Annotated in this window: 22 protein-coding genes; 10 read left to right on the top strand and 12 right to left on the bottom strand. The window is 44.7% G+C overall.

Annotated elements, in window-relative coordinates:
- Positions 1-176 precede the first annotated feature (176 nt).
- Positions 177-1,109: a hypothetical protein gene (locus tag PGW99_RS07905; RefSeq protein WP_273777138.1), complete on the bottom strand. Its 933-nt coding sequence runs from the start codon at positions 1,107-1,109 to the stop codon at positions 177-179.
- A 266-nt stretch (positions 1,110-1,375) separates the two neighbouring features.
- Between PGW99_RS07905 and PGW99_RS07900 the strand changes: the two genes are divergently transcribed.
- Together PGW99_RS07900 and PGW99_RS07895 are read left to right on the top strand one after the other, a co-directional pair.
- Positions 1,376-1,846 carry a YaiI/YqxD family protein gene (locus tag PGW99_RS07900; RefSeq protein ID WP_326518364.1) on the top strand — a complete coding sequence of 157 codons (471 nt, stop codon included), beginning with the start codon at positions 1,376-1,378 and terminating at the stop codon, positions 1,844-1,846.
- Between the two features lie 9 nt (positions 1,847-1,855).
- Complete coding sequence (locus tag PGW99_RS07895) at positions 1,856-2,767, top strand: DMT family transporter (RefSeq protein ID WP_273777136.1); 912 nt, start codon at positions 1,856-1,858, stop codon at positions 2,765-2,767.
- On the opposite strand, the gene PGW99_RS07890 is transcribed toward PGW99_RS07895, so the two are convergent.
- Complete coding sequence (locus tag PGW99_RS07890) at positions 2,764-3,351, bottom strand: PilZ domain-containing protein (RefSeq protein WP_273777134.1); 588 nt, start codon at positions 3,349-3,351, stop codon at positions 2,764-2,766. The two genes, PGW99_RS07895 and PGW99_RS07890, sit on opposite strands and share 4 nt — an antisense overlap.
- Before the next feature lie 25 nt (positions 3,352-3,376).
- Between PGW99_RS07890 and PGW99_RS07885 the strand changes: the two genes are divergently transcribed.
- From PGW99_RS07885 to PGW99_RS07875, 3 genes are all read left to right on the top strand, one after another.
- Entirely contained in the window at positions 3,377-4,612 is a 1,236-nt protein-coding gene (locus tag PGW99_RS07885; RefSeq protein WP_273779470.1) for a lipoprotein-releasing ABC transporter permease subunit, read from the top strand.
- On the top strand, positions 4,605-5,288 hold the full coding sequence (gene lolD, locus PGW99_RS07880; protein ID WP_273777133.1) for a lipoprotein-releasing ABC transporter ATP-binding protein LolD: 684 nt from the start codon (positions 4,605-4,607) through the stop codon (positions 5,286-5,288). Before PGW99_RS07885 ends, lolD begins: the two co-directional genes overlap by 8 nt.
- A 94-nt stretch (positions 5,289-5,382) precedes the next feature.
- Positions 5,383-7,836, top strand: coding sequence for a DNA internalization-related competence protein ComEC/Rec2 (locus PGW99_RS07875; RefSeq protein WP_273777131.1), 2,454 nt, complete (start codon positions 5,383-5,385; stop codon positions 7,834-7,836).
- Here the strand turns inward: PGW99_RS07875 and PGW99_RS07870 are convergent.
- Positions 7,754-8,743: a lysophospholipid acyltransferase family protein gene (locus tag PGW99_RS07870; RefSeq protein ID WP_273777130.1), complete on the bottom strand. Its 990-nt coding sequence runs from the start codon at positions 8,741-8,743 to the stop codon at positions 7,754-7,756. The two genes, PGW99_RS07875 and PGW99_RS07870, sit on opposite strands and share 83 nt — an antisense overlap.
- Before the next feature lie 138 nt (positions 8,744-8,881).
- On the opposite strand from PGW99_RS07870, the gene sppA reads away from it, so the two are divergent.
- On the top strand, positions 8,882-9,898 hold the full coding sequence (gene sppA / locus PGW99_RS07865) for a signal peptide peptidase SppA (protein WP_273777128.1): 1,017 nt from the start codon (positions 8,882-8,884) through the stop codon (positions 9,896-9,898).
- Between the two features lie 17 nt (positions 9,899-9,915).
- Positions 9,916-10,719: an alpha/beta fold hydrolase gene (locus PGW99_RS07860; RefSeq protein ID WP_273777126.1), complete on the top strand. Its 804-nt coding sequence runs from the start codon at positions 9,916-9,918 to the stop codon at positions 10,717-10,719.
- Between the two features lie 59 nt (positions 10,720-10,778).
- On the opposite strand, the gene purN is transcribed toward PGW99_RS07860, so the two are convergent.
- Both purN and purM read right to left on the bottom strand, forming a co-directional pair.
- Positions 10,779-11,408, bottom strand: a complete 630-nt coding sequence (gene purN / locus PGW99_RS07855; RefSeq protein WP_273777124.1) for a phosphoribosylglycinamide formyltransferase — start codon at positions 11,406-11,408, stop codon at positions 10,779-10,781.
- A complete protein-coding gene (purM, locus tag PGW99_RS07850; RefSeq protein WP_273777122.1) occupies positions 11,405-12,475 on the bottom strand; it encodes a phosphoribosylformylglycinamidine cyclo-ligase in 1,071 nt (356 codons plus the stop codon). Before purM ends, purN begins: the two co-directional genes overlap by 4 nt.
- Positions 12,476-12,607: 132 nt before the next feature.
- Between purM and cxpE the strand changes: the two genes are divergently transcribed.
- Both cxpE and hda read left to right on the top strand, forming a co-directional pair.
- Positions 12,608-13,804, top strand: coding sequence for a chloramphenicol efflux transporter CxpE (gene cxpE, locus PGW99_RS07845; protein WP_273777120.1), 1,197 nt, complete (start codon positions 12,608-12,610; stop codon positions 13,802-13,804).
- Between the two features lie 14 nt (positions 13,805-13,818).
- Positions 13,819-14,526, top strand: coding sequence for a DnaA regulatory inactivator Hda (hda, locus tag PGW99_RS07840; RefSeq protein WP_273777118.1), 708 nt, complete (start codon positions 13,819-13,821; stop codon positions 14,524-14,526).
- A gap of 67 nt (positions 14,527-14,593) precedes the next feature.
- On the opposite strand, the gene PGW99_RS07835 is transcribed toward hda, so the two are convergent.
- The 5 genes from PGW99_RS07835 to PGW99_RS07815 form a co-directional block, all read right to left on the bottom strand.
- Positions 14,594-14,998: a DUF3106 domain-containing protein gene (locus PGW99_RS07835; protein WP_273777115.1), complete on the bottom strand. Its 405-nt coding sequence runs from the start codon at positions 14,996-14,998 to the stop codon at positions 14,594-14,596.
- A complete protein-coding gene (locus PGW99_RS07830) occupies positions 14,988-15,308 on the bottom strand; it encodes a hypothetical protein (RefSeq protein ID WP_273777114.1) in 321 nt (106 codons plus the stop codon). Before PGW99_RS07830 ends, PGW99_RS07835 begins: the two co-directional genes overlap by 11 nt.
- Complete coding sequence (locus tag PGW99_RS07825) at positions 15,298-15,918, bottom strand: RNA polymerase sigma factor (RefSeq protein WP_273777112.1); 621 nt, start codon at positions 15,916-15,918, stop codon at positions 15,298-15,300. The genes PGW99_RS07830 and PGW99_RS07825 overlap by 11 nt, the downstream gene beginning before the upstream one ends.
- A gap of 169 nt (positions 15,919-16,087) precedes the next feature.
- Positions 16,088-16,864: a TrmH family RNA methyltransferase gene (locus PGW99_RS07820; protein ID WP_273777110.1), complete on the bottom strand. Its 777-nt coding sequence runs from the start codon at positions 16,862-16,864 to the stop codon at positions 16,088-16,090.
- Between the two features lie 59 nt (positions 16,865-16,923).
- Positions 16,924-17,895 carry a class 1 fructose-bisphosphatase gene (locus tag PGW99_RS07815; protein ID WP_273777109.1) on the bottom strand — a complete coding sequence of 324 codons (972 nt, stop codon included), beginning with the start codon at positions 17,893-17,895 and terminating at the stop codon, positions 16,924-16,926.
- Positions 17,896-18,067: 172 nt separating this feature from the next.
- Here PGW99_RS07815 and PGW99_RS07810 point away from each other — a divergent pair, with 172 nt between their 5' ends.
- Entirely contained in the window at positions 18,068-18,256 is a 189-nt protein-coding gene (locus PGW99_RS07810; RefSeq protein WP_273777107.1) for an NF038105 family protein, read from the top strand.
- A gap of 54 nt (positions 18,257-18,310) precedes the next feature.
- Here PGW99_RS07810 and pal read toward each other — a convergent pair whose 3' ends face one another.
- Together pal and tolB are read right to left on the bottom strand one after the other, a co-directional pair.
- Entirely contained in the window at positions 18,311-18,886 is a 576-nt protein-coding gene (gene pal, locus PGW99_RS07805) for a peptidoglycan-associated lipoprotein Pal (RefSeq protein WP_273777105.1), read from the bottom strand.
- A gap of 41 nt (positions 18,887-18,927) precedes the next feature.
- The gene (gene tolB / locus PGW99_RS07800) at positions 18,928-20,214 is read right to left on the bottom strand and encodes a Tol-Pal system beta propeller repeat protein TolB (protein WP_273777103.1); all 1,287 of its coding nucleotides are present in this window, start codon (positions 20,212-20,214) and stop codon (positions 18,928-18,930) included.
- Positions 20,215-20,250 lie beyond the last annotated feature (36 nt).

The following is a 20,250-nucleotide window of genomic DNA, read 5'->3' as shown; positions in this document are numbered from 1 at the left end:
TTAGTATAAATATAAATCTGAATAAAGCAATATGGCCTATAAAATCGTTGCATATTTTATATATTTTAGGCGGTATTTTTCTACTATTTAAAAGTATATTGCGTATATTAACTATAGCATGTCAATAAAAAGCCAGTGAGTTTAAGTCGCTGGCTTAAAAGAGAAAATGTGAAGAATTAAACTATTTTGCTGTGAATATGCGCCTGAATCCAGATATTGCCGCGGATATATTGTCCAATCGAGAAGTTTCTATAAGACTCATTTTTTGTCGCGATACGGATCAATGTTGCAGGCTGATTTTCTTCTAAAATTAACGTGACATCATAAAGGGTATATTCCTGATCCATAAAGCTCATGGCTGTTTTACCCACGATTTTACCCTGAAACCAGGCTTCATCTTCCTGACCGAGGGTTTCACCATATAAATAGGCCACCATTTTTGAAAAATCAACGGTCACAGGGAGGGTATCTTCTTCCGATTTAGGTTGCCAGGCATCTAACAGTTCCTGCAGATTATCCGGCGCGACACCCTGATGTTCTGCCAAAATATCATTTAAGGCATGGTGATAGCGTACAGATGCCGGATCATCCACAACAATTTGTTCACCTTCCGCGACGCTTTCTAGTTCATAAGCCCAAGCGCTCAGCTGTGCTTGATAGGTCTGACCTTGTTGATATTGATCGTGATTGACACTATACAAACTGTCAAACGCGTAAATGGTTGCATTTTGTCCGACTTTGAGACGTAACACGGCTTGGGTATTGGAACTACTGCAAATAATACGCTCAACTTGGGCATTCAGTTTATACGGACTTTCAAAACACGGAAAAGCTGTTTTAACCGCTTTAGGTCGATTGTTTTCAACAGCGATCACCTGACATAACTGAACGGCCGAGTGGTTTGGTCCTTGAATGAACCAGACCGCAGGATCCATATCCGCTTCTTGCGTACACAGTCCCATCGGCATAACCGGTTGATCCAATGCAAGACCTAACCATTTGGGTACTTCGGTGGTGGGCTGATCGGTCAGTAGACTCCAGTGTTCCACATGGCTACCAAAGTTTTGATCATCAATTGTGATCAGTTCAGGTCTGCTTGGATTTTTCATATCTACAATTTATTTTGGTGATATTTATCTTATTTAATCGAGGATGATCTCAGTTTTTCAAGGTCTAGGTGCGATTTTAGCCAGGAATTTTTTCTTCCTGCTAGATCTGAGCGAATACGGTTTTTGATCATTGTGCAATTTTCGGGATTTACTCCAGTATTTTTAGAGAATCTGATATCAACCATTCGGTATTTTGCAATTTTAGCCCGCAGCCCATCATGAGAGTTTGTTACACTATGGTTTTATTGACAATTAAAAGGTGAGATGTGTTGCCCTTTAAACTTTGGGTGGATGCCGATGCTTTACCTAAAATGCTGCGGGAAGTGATTCTACGGGCTTCAGATCGTTATCAACTTGAGGTCACTTTTGTGGCCAACCAGAATGTGGGCATTACCCCTTCGGTAAGGATTAACTCTATTCAGGTTTTGAGTGGTGCAGATCAGGCTGATCAGGAAATTGTTGATCGCATGCAAAGCAATGATATTGTAATTACTCAGGATATTCCTCTCGCGGCGCAAGTAATTGAGAAGGGTGGAATTGCTATTCACCCACGCGGAGAAATTTTTACCCAGTCCAATATTAAGGCACGTCTCCATTTACGTGATTTTATGGACACTTTACGGGGTGCAGGGGTACAAACCGGCGGGCCACCTCCAATTTCGGAGCGGGATAAACGTGAATTTTCCAGTAGTCTGGATCAAACGATCCTGAAACAAAAACGCAAGACGGCACAGTGAGCTGAAGTGATGCCATCCAAAGTCAATATGATCGTGACCTACGCCATGCTAGTCTTGATCTGGTCAACCACGCCACTAGCCATCGTCTGGAGTGTGTCTGATCTGCATTTGATGTGGGCTTTGGTCCTGCGTTTCTTTTTTGCCTTACCGCTTGCCTTGGCTTTGATTTGGATATTAAACGTACATCTGCCGTTGAGCAGATTGGCATTACATAGCTATCTGGCAGGTGCAACAGGCTTTATTGGCTCACAGATTTTTACCTACATCGCGACCAGCTATCTCAGCTCTGGAATTATCGCACTGATGTTCGGTTTGGCACCGATTATGGCAGGTTTAATTGGGCGGTTCGGATTTCAGCAGCAACTCAATCGTTTGCAGTGGATGGGGATGCTGGTTGCAGTCGCCGGTTTAGCCGTGATTTGCTTTAGTGGCGAGAATCAGCATGTGAATCCGATCGGTATTGGCTTGATGTTGATCAGTGTGTTTACCTATGCCTTGTCGATTTTCTGGGTAAAGAAAGTCAATGCAAGAGTGGAGCCCATGGCTCAAGCCACGGGGTCTATTCTGGTTTCGAGCGTGGGTGCCTTGGCATTATTGCCCTTTATTTGGCAGTATGCACCAGACCATATTCCTAGCACCAAGTCTTTGATTGCATTGATGTATACGGTAGTAATGGCATCTCTGATCGCGATGTTTTGTTATTTCAAACTGGTACAAAACATTCAGGCGACCACTTTGTCATTAACCACTGTAATGACACCGATGTTGGCCTTGTTAGTGGGTGCAGCGTTTAACCATGAACGCTTATCAATCATGGTGCTGTTGGGTGCGGCAATTCTGTTATGTGGTCTGTTTCTATATTTCTACCGTGATCTCAAGGCCAGTCGTGAATTGGCGCATAAATTGAAATCCTCTGCTTAAGTTGCAGAGGATTTCGTCGAACTTTGTTCAGCTTCTGCAACAACCTGCGCAAGTTTGGCGCGATCTTGCGGATGGAGTGTCACAAAGTAGGCACCCGTACGGAAGAGACCATTTTCTGAAGGTTTGCTATAGACGACTTGGGCGGTGGCCGCAATATGGAAAAAATTTTCTGGATGGCTTAAGGTCACATGGATATAGCTACCTTCGGCAATCGCACTATCACTGGAAAAACTCAGACCACTTTCAGAAAAATTCACCTGTTTAGGGATTGGCAACATGGATTGTACAATAGCATCGTATAATGAGCCGGTGATGAGATTCAATTTTTGATCAAATAAGGATAAGATTCGAGCAATTTGTTGATCTTTTTCATTTAATTGTTCTAATTCGTAGTTGATTGCATGATCAAATTGATCTAATTCTGCAAGTAGTAGAAAATAACGCGGCAAGACAAAATTAGGATCGTAAGGATCATTAAGAGCAACATCATCAGAAATCATCTGATAATTAATTCGCAAGGCAGCATCGATGCGAGACATCACACGACGTTCTGAAATGCCGCTTTGATGCTGTAATGTTTCCATAATGAATTACCTCGGACTAGGTGGTATGTTTAAACCAATCTCGCTGTATATAGGGCTGAGATATACTCGCGCACGGCGTAGTAATCACTTTATTTCTTTTATCGCTTTGGTTTCGATGATCGGTCTCACCTTAGGGGTGGCTGTGCTGATTACGGTCTTGTCCGTGATGAACGGCTTTGACCGCGAACTGAAGAACCGGGTTTTGGGAATGATCCCGCAGGCAACAGTCTCTTCTAATCAAATTCTAACAGATTGGCCAGAACTTGCAAAAAAAGTTGAACAGCATGAACATGTTACTGGTGTTGCACCATTTACCCAACTCCAGGGGATGCTGACCGCGCAAGGTCAGGTCGCCGGCATCATGGTCACGGGCATTGAACCTGAATACGAAAAGAAAGTCTCGATTATCCAAAATCATATGGTCGAAGGCAGTATCGATCAGCTGAAAAAAGGTGAGTTTGGTATTGTATTGGGTAAACAGATGACCGATGCCCTCGGACTTGGCCTGAATGATAATGTCACTTTAGTCCTGCCAGAAGCAACACCGTCACCTGCCGGAGTAGTTCCACGCTTTAAGCGCTTTAAAATTGTCGGGATTTTCAGTATCGGTGCCGAAGTCGATTCCATGATGGGCTATATTGCGCTTAATGATGCTGCGACCTTATTACGTTTGCCGGATGGTGCACAGGGGGTGCGTTTAAAACTGGATGATATTTTTGTTGCCCCTCAAGTTGCGGCAGATATTGTTCGTGGACTACCTAGCAACTTTTATGCTTCGGATTGGACTTATACCCATGGCAATCTGTTCAGCGCGATTCAAATGGAAAAGGCCATGGTCAGCTTGCTGCTCTTCCTGATTGTGCTGGTTGCCGCTTTTAATATCGTGTCTTCTCTGGTGATGGTAGTTACGGATAAGAAATCAGACATCGCGATTTTAAGAACTTTGGGTGCATCACCAGCAACCATCACCAAAATCTTTATGGTGCAAGGTACCGTGATTGGCGTGATTGGAACTGTAACCGGTGCAATTTTGGGGATTATCTTTGCTTCCAGTATTAGTGATTTTATTTCCTGGTTGAATAATGCCTTTGGTTTACATCTGTTTGATGCCTACTTTATTAACTATTTACCTTCTTATTTAAGATGGCAAGATGTCGTCATTATTGTCAGCCTTTCACTATTACTGAGTTTTTTGGCGACCATTTATCCAGCATTACGTGCAGCTAAAATTCAACCTGCTGAGGCTTTACGCTATGAATAAAACTGTGTTGGAAGCCAAAAATATTTATAAGCACTTTACGGATGGCAAATCCAAGGTGGAAGTGATTAAAGGTCTATCACTGAAAGTCGATGCAGGTGAGTTTATTTCAGTGGTGGGGGCAAGTGGTTCAGGCAAAAGTACGTTGTTGCATGTGCTAGGTGGATTGGAGCGGCCAACGGAAGGGCAGGTTTTTCTCAACGGTCAACGCTTTGACAATTTGGGAGAAGCAGAACGAGGCTATCAGCGTAATCAGTATCTGGGTTTTGTCTATCAGTTTCACCACCTTTTACCTGAGTTTTCTGCACTGGAAAATGTCGCCATGCCGTTAATGTTACGCCGTGACAGTGTCTATAAAGAGGTGAAGCAACAGGCCGAGTATTTGTTGGAACGTGTCGGCTTATCGCATCGTATGACCCATAAACCTGGGGAATTATCAGGCGGGGAACGTCAGCGTGTGGCGTTGGCTCGTGCACTGGTTACCAAGCCCGCCCTAATGCTTGCGGATGAGCCGACCGGAAATCTGGATCGCAAAACAGCGCTGAGTATTTTTGAATTACTCAGCGACCTGAAAAAAGAATTAAATATGGCGATGCTGATCGTTACTCATGATGAACAGCTGGCTCAGGCTGCAGATCAAATTTTGCATATGCAAGATGGTCTGTGGGTACCGGCATAACCGTCTATCGGAATCCTAATTTTCATCTTGTTAAAGCCCAGTTTACTGGGCTTTAATATTTTGCATTCAAAAACAATAACTCACAATATTATTCATGTTGAAGCTGATTTTGCTGTCTTGGATCTTGGGTATCGCAAGCATGGGCAGTAGTCTCCCTTTGCTTTTTAGTATCTGGCCTGTTTTATTCATCCTCTCCTTGATTCTAGTGGTATTGATTCAGTTGAAATGGGTCAAGACGGATTTCCTAGCGATCAAGATTGTGCAAGTGATCCTCTTTGTCTCTACTGCTTTTTCTAGTGGGCATTACTATGCTGACCATGCCTTAACGAAACGTTTGCAGTTTCGGGAAACACAGCCTCAACAGGTAGAGGTGGTGGTTTATGCGGATCGTCTCAGTGAATTCAAGGAAGAGACGGTTCAGCAAAAGGTTCAGGTATTGGGGTGGCATGCCAAACCCGTTCAGTGGTTGTTGTTGATGAAAAGCTCTGGTTATCAATCCCCGTCCTCTTTGCAATTAGGACAGTATTATCGTATTCAAGGGAGGCTTAAACCGGCACATAGTTATGCGACATCCGGGGCATTTGATCAGGAAAAATGGTGGCTACAGCAAAATGTGATGGCTGGATTGCGTGTGGACATGATCCAACCTTTGACTACAGAACAGGTCACTGCTCTTGGTTTTTCTGCACATCAACGTCAACAGCAGGGTTGGTGGATGCAATTCCGTTTATATATTGAACAATTGCGTTACGGTTATCGTGAATTTATTCAACATCAGCCTTTCGTACAAAAAGGCTTATTGCTCGGCTTGCTTACAGGCGACCGTAGTCTGTTATCAGCACATACTGAAGCACAATTTCAGCGTCTAGGCATCAGTCATCTGTTGGCGATTTCTGGACCACATGTCTTAATTTTTGCTTTATTGGTCAGCTGGCTACTCCAACGTATCATCGGGCGTTATCGACCACAGTTGTATTTAAAATGGCCCAAAGTGTATGTGCTGATGTTGCCTTTTTTAGGGGCAGTGCTGGGATATTGCGCTTTTGTTGGCTTTGAAATTCCTGCATTACGGACCTTGCTGATGAGTATAGTCACGGTAACGGTCATTTTATTGCAGCAGCCCCTGCGTAGCCTGAGTATCCTGTTGCTGAGTGCGAGTATTTTACTGCTGTTTGATCCGTGGAGTGTGTTGTCAGCGGCTTTCTGGTTGTCTTTTGGCGCCAGCTTTATCCTGTTAAGAATTTATCAAACTTTGCAGCAGCAACCTTTGGGTACCGAGATTACTGGGCTACAACGTTTCTTTCAGCATTTTCGGTTACTTGTGGAATCACAAGGCAAGATTTTTATCGCTTTATTGCCGCTGGTCTTGATCTTCTTTCAGCAACTCAGCTGGATTGCACCACTGGCCAATATCCTGACGATTCCGATTTTGGCCGGTGTTATTGTACCGTTGAATATTGTCTCGGCATGTCTGTATTTGATTTGGGAACCCTTCGGGAGTTTGGGTTTTCAAATCACCGACCACTTGTTAAATCTGATGATGTACCTGTTGAATGGGATGGAACATCTGTTCAACCCTCAACTGCATCGGTTCGCTGCAACACCACTGATAATTGTATCGTTAGGTTTGGGAATGCTGTTACTGTTTCTGCCACGTGGTGTAGTTCCTAAAGCGTGGTCAGCACTGGCGATAGTGCCCGTTTTTTTAGGTTTCACGACACATCCCCAATGGACTTTACACATTCTGGATGTGGGGCAGGGACAAGCGATTCTATTAGAAGATGGACAGCATAAACTGATGATTGATACCGGTGGATATTACCGCGAGGATAAGTTTAGTATTGGTCAACAGGTTGTCTTGCCCTATCTATCACGGCAAGGGATTACACAACTCCAGCAGTTATTTTTGTCCCATCTGGATCAGGATCATAGTGGGGCACTGGGGGCCGTGCTAAAAGGCCTGCCTGTCCAACAGATATTAGCCAATGAAATCGTGCCTGACATTTTGCCACAGCAGTTTCAATACTGTCATGCAGGACAGCAATGGCGATTTGAACATAGTCAATTGCGGGTACTGTCACCGATATATACCGATTTAGCCAAGGTGAAAAGCAATCGGAATGAATATTCTTGTGTATTGTATCTACAGGTGACCCAGGCACAAGGCATTCAGAACTTTCTAATCATGGGGGATGCCGGTTGGGAAACCGAATATCAATTATTGCAGCGTTATCCAGATTTAAAAGTTGATGTGCTGGTGCTAGGACATCATGGTAGTCGGCATAGCTCTTCTTATGCCTTTTTGCAGCAGCTTAAGCCAAAATTAGCAGTCGCTTCCGTCGGTTGGGATAACCGCTATGGTCATCCGAGTCAAGAATTACAGGCCAGATTGCGCGAGTTAGGAATTCCTCTGCTTACGACAGCACAAGCGGGAACCTTGCAATTTCAGCTAAATGAACAGGAAATCAAGTTGCGGACACATCGACAGCAGTGGCGTTGGTTGCAGCGAGAGCCTGTTGCTGATGCTGTCTTAAGGTCTGGACTTTAACCAGTGCCTGTTCGCAGGGTAAGTTATAGACGTTTGCCAGTGCAGGATTAGCCTTAAAACGTTTATAGCTCCAGTGATAATGTTCAGGATAGCGATGAACCAAGCCTTCGATCGCCTGATGAATCACACGTGTGCCATGCTCGGCTGAGCCCTGATAGACCTGTTCATTGATCGGCTCGATATACATATCAAAACCATTTTGCTCATTTCGTAACGCGTACAAGAGTAGGGCCTGAGCTTTGGTTTTCTGGATGAGTTTGGCACTCAGGTTACTTGATGCGACAGGCACACCGAAATACTCCACCTGATCTCCACCGGTATTGGGCGTATGGTCAGGTAAAATCACCGTGGTTCCCCCTTGTTTCAGGGCTTTAAAAATTTGGCGTACCCCGCTTTCATCCGTGGGGACCAAATTGGCCTGCTCACGACCACGTGCTTCACGAACAAATTGTTCAGCTGCGGGGTCTTTTACCGGTTTATATAAAATGGTCATCGCGGTGTGTTGAGCACACCAAACATTCATGATTTCCCAAGTGCCAAAATGGGGAACGACTAAAACCAGACCTTTGTTTTCTGCCAGTGCTTCATGAAAGTAATGTTCGCCCGTGACTGAATGTAAGCGACTCAGATTTTTCTGGTTACTAGAACCCCAAATGCTGAAAAATTCGAAATATGACATCAGCTCATTTTTGATCGCTTTACGGCTAATGTCGATGCGTTCTGGCTCGGATAAGTCGGGCAAAGCGATCTGCAAATTAAGCTGAATGGTTTTTGCCGTATTGGACAGATGAAATAGATTGACCGCACTTGCAAGTAAGCGAGCAATAAAACGGGAAACCTGGATCGGCTGACGACCGATAAACTTAAGCAGTTTATAGGTCACGCTGTTTGAATGTGATGTCGTCATGATACAAAACGGTGAAAACGGTCAAAGAAAGGTGAAGCGCCGAAAAAAATATTATAGTGTAAATCACCCTTTGAAGACAGTTTTTCACCACACAGTGTATATAATGATGAACTTTACAAATCATTTGGATTGTGTTGTATGTCCGATTGGCCACCAAAACCTCAGAACGAAACGCAACAAACGAACAATAAAAATGGACAGGAATGGCAAATTTTAGAAAAAGCTGTTCTTGCTTCTGTCGAAGAACAACGTCGTGCACGGCGTTGGAGTATCTTCTTTAAATTCCTGACCTTTGGCTATGTCCTACTGATCTTTATTTTGATGGGACGAGGCTGTTCCATGGTTGAGGATACTGCAGCACCGGGCGTGGCTGGTTCACATATTGCCGTTGTCAATATTATTGGAACCATTGATTCGGGCAACCAGTCGGTTAATAGTGAAGATACCATCAAAGCCTTAAAACGTGCTTTTGAAGCGAAAAACAGTAAAGCGATTGCTTTAAATATCAACTCACCAGGCGGATCACCAGTACAGTCAGATGAAATCTGGCAGGAAATCCGTTATCTCAAGCAGCAATATCCGAATAAAAAAGTATATGCGGTGATTGGCGATATGGGAGCCTCAGGCGCGTATTATATTGCCTCTGCAGCAGATGAAATTTGGGTGAACCCTTCAAGCTTGGTTGGCTCGATTGGGGTCATTATGCCGAATTATGGTATTAACGGTTTAGCACAAAAATTGGGAATTGAAGACCGTACGCTTACTGCGGGTGAAAATAAAGATATCCTGAGCATGACCAAACCGATTAATCCGGTACAGCGTCAGCATATTCAAGGGGTACTGGATAATGTGCATAACCATTTTATTCAGGCCGTCAAACAAGGTCGTGGGGCTAAACTGAAAAGCACTGATCCAGCGATTTTCTCAGGATTATTCTGGACAGGTGAACAGGCGGTTCAACTTGGCATTGCGGACCGTTCAGGCAGTATGAATAGTTTGAAACGCGAGCTGAAACTGGAACATAGCGTAAACTACACGATTGAACGTAATCCCCTGGAATCAGTGCTTGGACGAGTGGGAACTTCCATTGGGCAGGGACTGAGTCAGTCGGTCAGTCAGCAATTACAGAGTAGCCAGAACGCTAAATTACAATAATTGCGGAGTGAGAAGAGATGACCAATAAGCCGGTGATGCATTTTGCACATGCCAATGGTGTTCCTTCTGCCGTGTACCAAAAGCTTTTTGATCATTTGTCTGATGATTATGAGGTCGTGTCGATTCCGCTGATTGGAACCAATCCTAAGTATCCGATCAGCAATCATTGGCCTTATCTGGTACAGCAGGTCATCGAAAGCATTGAATCACAGGCATCAGGTCAGCGCGTGATTGGCTTGGGACATTCTTTAGGTTCTGCGCTGACCTTTATGGCAGCCATGCAACGTCCTGATTTGTTTCGGCAGGTGATTATGCTGGATCCTCCACTGATTATGGGGAAGGATGGACTGACCCTGCATCTGTCAAAAATGTTCAGTGCGAAATTTTTGGATCGTATCACGCCGGCTGGTTTGTCTTCGCGCCGTCGTGATCATTGGGAGAGTCGTGCACAGGCGGCGGAATTGCTGCGCCCTAAGGGATTTTATCGGGATTTTGATGCGGAATGTTTTGATGCTTATATCGAACATGCTTTACAGGATGATCCGCGTGGTGGGGTGACACTAACCATTCCCAAAAATGCCGAGGTTGAGATTTTCCGGACCAATCCTTCTTTGTGGTGGTTACCGCAAAAGAAACTGTCTATTCCTGCCCATCTTGTCGTGGGGCAGGAGAGCATTTTCCTGCAGCGTAAATTTCCCCAGTTGGTTGAGAAAAAATGGGATATTCCGTTTAGTATTACGCCGGGTGGGCATATGTTTCCATTAGAGCATCCCGTTGAAGTGGCCCAGTTGATCAAACAATTAATTCGACAACCTCATTAATTTGTTGCTTGTAAGACAAATAAAAAAAAGCGCTTTCGAGAAGGCGCTTTTTTTATTTTTTAGAATTTGCAGAACTGCACAGGGTCAGTTAAAGGCTGCCCTTTAAAGATGGCTTGGCCTTGCACATAATGCAAATCGCCACGACAGATCCATTCCACGACTTGCGGATAAATGAGGTGTTCCAGCCCATGGACACGATGTGCCAGATGATTGGCATCATCATGTGGCCCGACTTTTAAGATACCTTGAGCGATGGCCTGACCGGCATCCAGTTCAGGCGTGACATAGTGTACGGTACAGCCATGGAAGACATCCCCACTATTCAGCACACGCTGATGGGTATGCATGCCTTTATAAAAGGGCAACAGCGAGGGATGGATGTTCAGCATTTTACCTTCCCACGCACGCACAAACTTCTCGCTTAAAATCCGCATGAAGCCGGCAAGAATCACAAAGTCAACTTGCCAGTCCAGCAGTTGCTGATGCATGGCTTGATCAAAGACTTCACGTGTTGGAAAGTGTTTGTGTTCAATTACCGCAGTATCGATCCCGGCATTTTTTGCCCGGGTAAGCGCGTAGGCATCTGGTTTGTTCGACAATACACCTACGATTTGCCCAGATAACTGGGCATCGATGAGTGCTTGCAGGTTAGAACCACTGCCTGAAACGAGTACAGCAATTCGTATCATGCAAAAATTACGCGGATTTTTTCGTCTGCGCCTTCAACCGATTCAGCATTGTCCTGGATGTAGCCAATTTTCCAGGCTTTTTCACCTTGTGCATTCAGCACTTCAATGGTTTTTTCCGCATCAGCAGCATCAACAGCAATGACCATACCTACGCCACAGTTAAAGGTGCGGTACATTTCAAAACGTTCAACACCACCTTCACGTTGTAGTAGTTTGAACAGTTCTGGCCATTCCCAAGAAGCTTCGTCAATTACCACCTGTGCACCATTTGGCAAGACACGTGGCAAGTTGCCTGGTAAACCACCACCGGTGATGTGTGCCATGGCATGGACATCCACTTGTTTGCACAACTCAAGCACTGGTTTTACATAAATTCGGGTAGGTTCCATTGCGACATCAGCCAATGGGCGACCATCGATTTCCTGCGTTAAATCGACATTTTTTACATCAAGAATTTTACGTAGCAGTGAGTAACCATTTGAATGTGCACCGCTTGATGCGATACCAATCAAGACATCACCAGCTTTGACTTTAGAGCCATCAATAATTTTACTTTGCTCAACTACACCTACGGCAAAACCAGCAAGATCGTAATCTTCACCTTCATACATGCCTGGCATTTCAGCCGTTTCACCACCGACCAATGCACAACCTGCTAGCTCACAACCTTTACCAATACCAGTTACGACATTTGCTGCCACATCCACATTAAGATGGCCTGTTGCATAGTAGTCGAGGAAGAATAAAGGTTCAGCACCACAGACCAAAAGATCGTTGACGCACATTGCCACTAGATCCTGACCAATTGTGTCATGACGGTTCAGGTTTAATGCCAGACGTAATTTTGTGCCTACGCCATCGGTACCTGAAACAAGAACTGGCTCTTCATAACCTTTCGGAATTTTGCAAAGTGCGCCGAAGCCGCCAAGACCGCCCATTACTTCAGGACGAGTTGTGCGTTTAGCTACAGATTTGATTCGATCGACCAGTGCGTCGCCCGCTTCAATATCGACACCAGCGTCTTTATAGCTTAAACCAGAGTTAGGGGTAGAAGTTGAGTTGCTCATAATGAAGTCTCCGCAATGGCGTGAGATTATAACCTGAATAAACGAAACTCTTATGTTATTTATGCGCTAAAATGCTATCTTTACTAAAATATTTTCTTCTATAACGATTAAACTGAGAAAAGGCGAGATTCTATGCTCGATCGTACCTTGCGCCGTATTTTTATCCTTGCAGGCATCGCACTCGTTCTCTGGATTTTATATTTACTTAAACCTGTTGTTTTACCTTTTATTGGGGCTTTTTTAATTGCCTACCTGTTTAGTCCGCTAGTTAATTATTTACATGCCTGGAGACTACCGCGTTGGTTGGCGATTAGTGTGGTCTTTGTTGGCATCGGGATTCTGATTACTTTGGCGATCTGGTATGTCGTGCCACTGATCTGGAAACAATTAATCTATTCGCGTGACAGTATTCCCGCTGGGATTCACTGGCTAAATTCCACTTTCCTGCCTTGGGTGTCTCACACTTTTAATGTGGAGCGGATGGAAATTGACACGGAGCAGATGTCCACCGTCATTATGGAATATATTCAGACCAATTACAGTGCGAACAGTATTCAGGCGATGGTGTTAAAAGTGGCGCAATCCGGATTGAATTTTATTCAGATTGGGGGCACCGTGGTTCTGATTCCGATTATTTCTTTCTATTTCTTGCTGGACTGGGAGCGGATGCTGGATTCTTTCCACCGCCTAATCCCACGTCGCTATGAACCGAATGCCATGGTGATTGTGAGGGAATGTCACAGTGTGCTGGGTGCCTTTGTGAAAGGACAGTTTCTGGTGATGTTCTTGTTGGGCATTGTCTATGCATCAGGTTTGCAACTGATCGGATTAGAAGTCGGTTTGATTATTGGGATGGTTGCAGGACTGGCCAGTATTATCCCTTACTTAGGATTTGCCGTGGGTATCATTGCTGCGATTGTCGCCACCTTATTCCAGTTTGGTATCGACTGGATGCAGCTGATTCTGGTTGTGGTGGTGTTTATGATTGGGCAGGCCGTAGAAGGTTATATTTTACAGCCGTTCTTGCTCGGCGATAAAATTGGCCTTTCCCCGGTTGCAGTGGTCTTTGCTGTTTTGGCAGGTGCCCATTTAGGTGGTCTGATTGGAATGTTAATCGCACTTCCTGTGGCGGCCGTTATTGTGGTGCTGTTAAAGCATGTACGCGAGAGCTATGAGCATAGCGCATTTTATGGGCCGCCTAATTTAGTTGAACAGGCTGCTGAGTCAGGGAATTTGCTGGTCACTACAGATCTTCAGGCGCTAGATTCCGACAGAAAAGATCAGCAAGCGACTGAAAAATCGATTAACATTGATCAAGATCAACCTTAAGGTTTACAGTAGATATGCGTCAATTGCAGTTAGATATTGAGCCGCAACTGGATGCCCGAATTAGTGATTTTTCGGGGCCAGGTTGGGGGCCTGTGATTGATGCCGTGCGCCAGTTACACGCTGGACTGATCCGTAGTTTCTATATCTATGGGGGGGCGGGTACCGGTAAAAGCCATCTGCTTTCCGCGATTTGTGATTCTTATTTGGACGTGGGGAAGTCGGCGATTAAAGTATCGTTGCTGGCCTTGCTAGATGCGCCGATTGAGGCCATTACGTCATTGGAAAAATATGATCTGGTGGCCCTTGATGATATCGAGGCCATCAGCGGTGTGCCACATTGGCAGCGTGCAGTGTTTCATCTCATCAATTATCAAAATGCCGAAGGTGGGCAACTGGTCTTTTCTTCACGTGTTGCTCCAATAGAGCTGAAGCTAGAATTACCCGATTTGCAATCACGCCTAACGCAAGCGGTCAGTGTGAAGGTGCCAACTGGCAGCCTCTATGCCGATCGCCAGGCTTTGGTCAACTCAGTGCTGACACGCCGTGGGGTACATCTGGATCAGCAGATCGTGGACTATTTATTATTGCATGGTCCGCATCAGGCCGCTTTATTATTACAGACACTGGAGCAGCTAGAAAAATTGTTAAAAGGGGAAAAGACTAAACTGTCAAATGCCACCTTACGCCAGATTTATGCATTGATTGATGAATATCGCAGTTAAACTGATTGCCATAAAAAAAGCCTCACTACGAGGCTTTTTTATCACTTTGACCTATCTAATCGCTTATTTATTTGTTGGCTGTGTTAATCCCGACATATTTATTGATATATTCCTGTCGAATCGTCTGACGCTGTTCTGGTGTGGCATGTTGCATCCGTTGCCGTAATTCATTGCGCTCTTGTGTACTCATTTGTTGCCAGGCTTCACGCATTTTCTGTTTGTCCTGTTCTGGCAATTGAGTAAACCATTCCATACGTTGCTGTAGCGCAACACTTTGTTGGTCCGGCAATTCCTTGAGATGCTGGTAGCGTTTGATCAGCGCAATTTGCTCACCCTCAGAAAGTTCCTCCCAGGTATCATTGACCTGGGTATTGGCATCTTTGGAAAAAATCCAGAAACGTTCAAATCCAGCGAAACTGGTCTGTAAAAACCCGATGGCACAAAAAGCCAGTGCTAATTTTTTAGCTGCCATGTGGCACCTTGTCTTCGCCTAAAACCATTAACATTTCTAAGTCTTCAACCATTTGTGGTGAAAGTTTAGGGCTAACCACTACTTGATTTTGCGGTTTCTCTGTTAATTCCAGTGCATTCGGCAATACGATAAAACCTGCCAAAGCAGCAGCCAGCGCAAAGCCAGTCATTTTCCACCAGCCATAACGCGAAGTTGACCGCGTTTGAATATGCTCAAGCACATGATTCATGACGATAGGTTTATCTTTATGCTGCCGGGCGAGTCCATCGAGTTTGGACGTCACCTGTTTTGTAAAATCATCATTTTTCATCGGATGATCCTCCCAAATAAGGATTCAAATGTACCAAACTGGCACGCAGCCCTTGAATGGCACGATGATAATGGGTTTTGACGCTGCCTTCACTACAATTCATGATCTGTGCAGTGGTTTGGGTATCGAACCCCTCCCAGGCACGTAACATAAAGGCTTGCTGTTGACGAACTGGTAATTGGGCAATCGCCTGCTGGATTTCCTCTACGGTTACCGCTTGTGATAAAAAATCTGAAGGGTTTAAGCTGGTTTCATCCACCAGTTCGATCGCTTCTTCCTGATCATCATCTAAGTTAATTTTTTTGAAAAAGGCAAAAGGTTGGGCTCTGCGTGCCTCTTTACGGCGCCAATCCTGTAACTTGTTATGCAAAATGGTATAGAACAGGGGATACCATTCTTCTAGCGTTTTCTCTGCATATGACTGGTGCAGGGCAATAAATGCCTCTTGTACCAGGTCAGTCGCGATCCCCTGTTGGCCTTGCGTTGCACTTTCCATCATGACCAACGCACGCCCACTGACATCCTGCATAAAATTCTTCAGGCGTTGTTCAACCGTACTCGTTTGAGCACTCATTGATTCTGATTTGGACTGTTTGGGCGCTAGATCCATAGAGATGGAAAATCCTGTCATGGAGTACCCACCCTTATTTTTAACTTTATTGATTATATAACGTCAAAAACAAGGGAATGGTTGACAACTCAAGCGATTATTTTAGCTAGTGTAATCGTTTTTTGGTGCCAATACAGAGCAGGTAAAATAACGTAACGATTTTATAGATTTATAGACGCTGACGCACCATTTCAAAGAAACAGATTGAACCTGCCACTGCGACGTTTAAAGACTCCTGTCCACCTGGCTGAGGAATGGCCACTGACTGGGCATGTGCGAGTGCATAATCACTGACGCCTTGACCTTCATTACCCAAGATCCAAACGCAAGGTTGTCGTAAATCTTGCTGGTAGAGACTACGTGATTGATGCGAACTGGTCACATAGACTGGAATTTTGAATTTTTCTAAAATTTCGGTTAATGCGACATTTTCAAAAGTCTGCAAAGAAAAATGCGCACCCATTCCCGCACGTAATACACGTGGTGACCAGAGGGAAGCGGAACCTGCGGTACATACCACCTGTTTGATATTGGCTGCAGCTGCAGAACGTAAAAGTGTGCCTACATTACCAGGATCCTGCACATTTTCTAAAATGAGAGTATCGATATCGTAACGCATGCTGTCGTTATGTTTTGGCAGATCGATAATCGCGAGACAGGCTAGGGTCGTACCTAAAGTACTGAGATCTTTATACAATGATTCACTGATCACAAAAATATGACCGTGATAGTGCTCATTAATATCATTCCAGTCTGGATGTTTTAAAGCATTTTCTGTGGTGAAAATCGCATTAATCTTCTTGTTTTCTTGTAACCAGGCCAGGCATAAATGAGTGCCTTCGAGTACGGTTTGCTGTTGTTTTTTGCGGTAAGAATTCTGTTCAATCAACCCCCGCAGATGTTTAATTTTGGGGTTATCTTTTGATTCAAGAAAAATAATTGACATAAGTATAAACGTCCACCGCTGCTACAGCATGAAACTGTATCAGCGGCTGAGCAAAATGATTAATGGTAGCTGGTGACAAGATCAACTTCATTTTTAGAGCCGATAATCACGGGTACACGTTGGTGTAGTTCCGTCGGTTGAATTTCCATGATCCGTACACGACCCGTAGTTGAAGCACCGCCTGCTTGTTCCATCAGCATGCTCATTGGGTTCGCTTCATACATCAGACGTAAACGGCCTGCTTTTTTCGGGTCTTTAAAATCATAAGGGTAAAGGAAAATTCCGCTACGGCATAGAATACGGTGAATATCACCGACCATGCAGGCCACCCAACGCATATTAAAGTCTTTGCCACGTACTGAGGTTTTGCCTGCAAGCAGCTCATCAATATAGCGTTTGACCGGTGCTTCCCAATGACGTTGGTTAGAGGCATTAATCGCGAATTCTTTAGTATCTTCCGCGACCTGAACATTTTCTGAGGTGACCAGGAATTCTTGAGTTTCAGGATCTAAAGTCAGGAATACTACACCTGCACCGACTGTCAAGGCCATCATGGTCGATGGACCATACAGAACATAACCTGCCGCGACTTGAGCAGTACCTGGCTGCATAAAGTCTTCTGCCTGTGTAACTGCATTTTTTGCTGGCAGAATCGAGAAAATAGTGCCGACACACATGTTAATGTCGATATTGCTTGAACCATCGAGTGGATCAAATAACACGAGGTATTTACCATTTTCTTGCGCTGGTGTGAATTCATCAAGTTCTTCAGAGGCCAAACCACCGACATGCGCGTGAGTGCGTAAAGCTTCAATCAGATAATCATTCGAAATGACATCCAGTTTTTTCTGGGTTTCACCTTGCACGTTTTCATGTTCAGCACTTCCCAAAATGCCGGCAAGCGCACCTTTTTGTAAAGCCTGATCGATCGTTTTACAGGTGTTTGCAATCGTTTCAATGACTTGTGAAAGTTCAGGCGTTAAATTCCCATCTTGTTGTTGTAAATATTGGGATAGGGTGCGATATGACATACAGGATGACTCCAATCGGCAAAAGGGGGTGAATGAATCAATCGGCGTATTTTAGATGAGAACGCAATAAAATAAAATTTAAACCATGTTATTTGCGCTGATTTTACCCTTGAAAGTCCTGAAGAACATGTTATGTTGATGTCTAAAGGACGAAATGACATAGGAGCCAGAAATGACAACGAAAAAGTTCGACGCAACTCCAACGCCTAGCGAACCGATCAGCCTAGAAAACATTTCCGCAGAAAGTGTCAAAGATGCATGGAAAGGCTATGAAAATAAGCCGGAATATAAAGAATTCAATAAACATGACTTAATTGAATCGATGCATGCGGCCGATGCGGAAAAACACGAAGCCCAATAACAGTTGAGAAATAAAAAGCCCGGAATGTATCCGGGCTTTTTATTTGCGATATGCTTATTTTAATAATGGTGGTACCGCTTCATAGTTCAGCTCAACACGGCGGTTTTCTTTCCATGCTTCTTCGGTATGACCTGGATTGACTGGCATTTCTTTACCATAGCTTACAGCTTCAAGCTGTTGCGGTTGTACACCATTGGTCAATAAGAAACTTTGCACGGCTTTGGCACGGCGTTCACCGAGTGCCATGTTGTATTCACGTGTACCCCGTTCGTCGGTATGACCGGTTAAAGCAACACGCGAGTTGGCATTTGCCACTAGGAATTGTGCATGACCTTGTAAGGTTTGGTAATCTTCGCTAGAAAGCTCACTGCTATCATAATCAAAATGTACGACACGTTTGGCCAAGAATGCTTTATTGGCTTCAGTCACTCCTTTGGCAGAAGCACCTGCAGCATTTTGTGCATTGAGTGCTGCATCTTCACTGAGGCCAGTGGTATTGACCGTCGTTGCAGTGCCCGTACCGAGATTATTACCTGTTGCGATTTCAGTGGCTGGTTTGCGGCTTGCACAGCCAGTCATGACCAAAGCCGTTGCGAGTAGGGGAAGCGTACACAGTTTAATCAGGTTCATTTGAAGCTCCATCAATGGTTTTTTAAAGCATGTCGGTGGTTTTATTTGGGTGCCCATGCCGGTTCGCGCACTTCACCTTGTTCGCTTGGTAAGTTCATCCGGAAACGGCCATCTGTTGACATAATTGACAGCAAGCCACGGTTCCCTTCGCGTGTTGCGTACACGACCATTTGGCCATTGGGTGAAAAACTTGGAGATTCATCCAGACTGGTAGGTGTCAAAATTTGGGTAATCCCGGTATTGATATCCTGTAAAGCAACTTTATAGTTGCTGTCTGCTGGACGGTGCACCATCGCAATTTTTTTACCATCGGCACTCAAACTACCGCGTGCATTGAATGCACCACGGAATGTCAGGCGTTTGACTGAACCATCGGCAAAACTGTAACGGTAAATCTGTGCAGAACCACCACGGTCCGAGGTAAAGATAAAAGATTGCCCATCCGGTGCATAACGTGCTTCTGTATCAATTGCGTTATCATTCGTCATGCGTTTGAGCTGGCGGGTATTCAAATCCATTTGGTAGATTTCAGGATTACCATGCATGGATGCGGTAAATAGCATGGATTGGCCATCTGGTGAGAAACTTGGCGCACCATTTAGCCCTCTAAAACGTGCCAGTGCTTCACGCTGGCCTGTGGCTAAATCTTGTAGATAAATTCCCGGACGTTTCGTTTCAAAAGACACATAGGCCAATTTTTTGCCGTCCGGTGTCCAAGTGGGTGACAGGATCGGATCGCGTGAGGACAGTACTGTCCGTGGCTGTTCACCATCGGTATCAGCAATTTGTAAGGTATAGCGTTGATCGGGAGTCGCCGGATTTCGTAAGACATAGGCAATACGACCGCTAAAATCACCGGGAATTCCGGTTAAGGCCTGATAAATCGCATCACTGATCATATGACCGGCTTGACGAATACGTGAGCTTGGCACGGTTAACAGTTCATTGAGCAGATATTGTTGTTTTTCCACATCAAACAACTGGTAATGGACTTGGTAGTTACCATTGGCATCGGGCTTGACATCACCAATGACCACATACGGAATACCTGCATTTTTCCAGTCAGCTGCTTGTAAATGATTGAGTGTAGCGGATGTTGGCGGTAAATTTTTTGAAGAGCTGCTGAAGCGTCCGGAACGGTTGAGATCACTTTCGACAATCGGGTAAATAGACTGATCATTGCTAAATGGCACGATCGCAATTTTTGGTGCCTGTTCAGGGGCTTTAGCAATCTCAAGATGGAGTTGAGCCAAGGCGGCTGTTGGCAAAATTGGACCAAAGGTTGCGGTTAGGGCTAAAGCAAGTAGCGGTTTACGCATGTTTTCCATAATTGTCTTGCACTCAAATTCGGGATTTTTCTTCGT

The organism is Acinetobacter sp. GSS19 (assembly GCF_028621895.1).
In the GTDB taxonomy this organism is placed as follows: domain Bacteria; phylum Pseudomonadota; class Gammaproteobacteria; order Pseudomonadales; family Moraxellaceae; genus Acinetobacter.
This window is presented reverse-complemented; position numbering and strand designations above follow the sequence as displayed.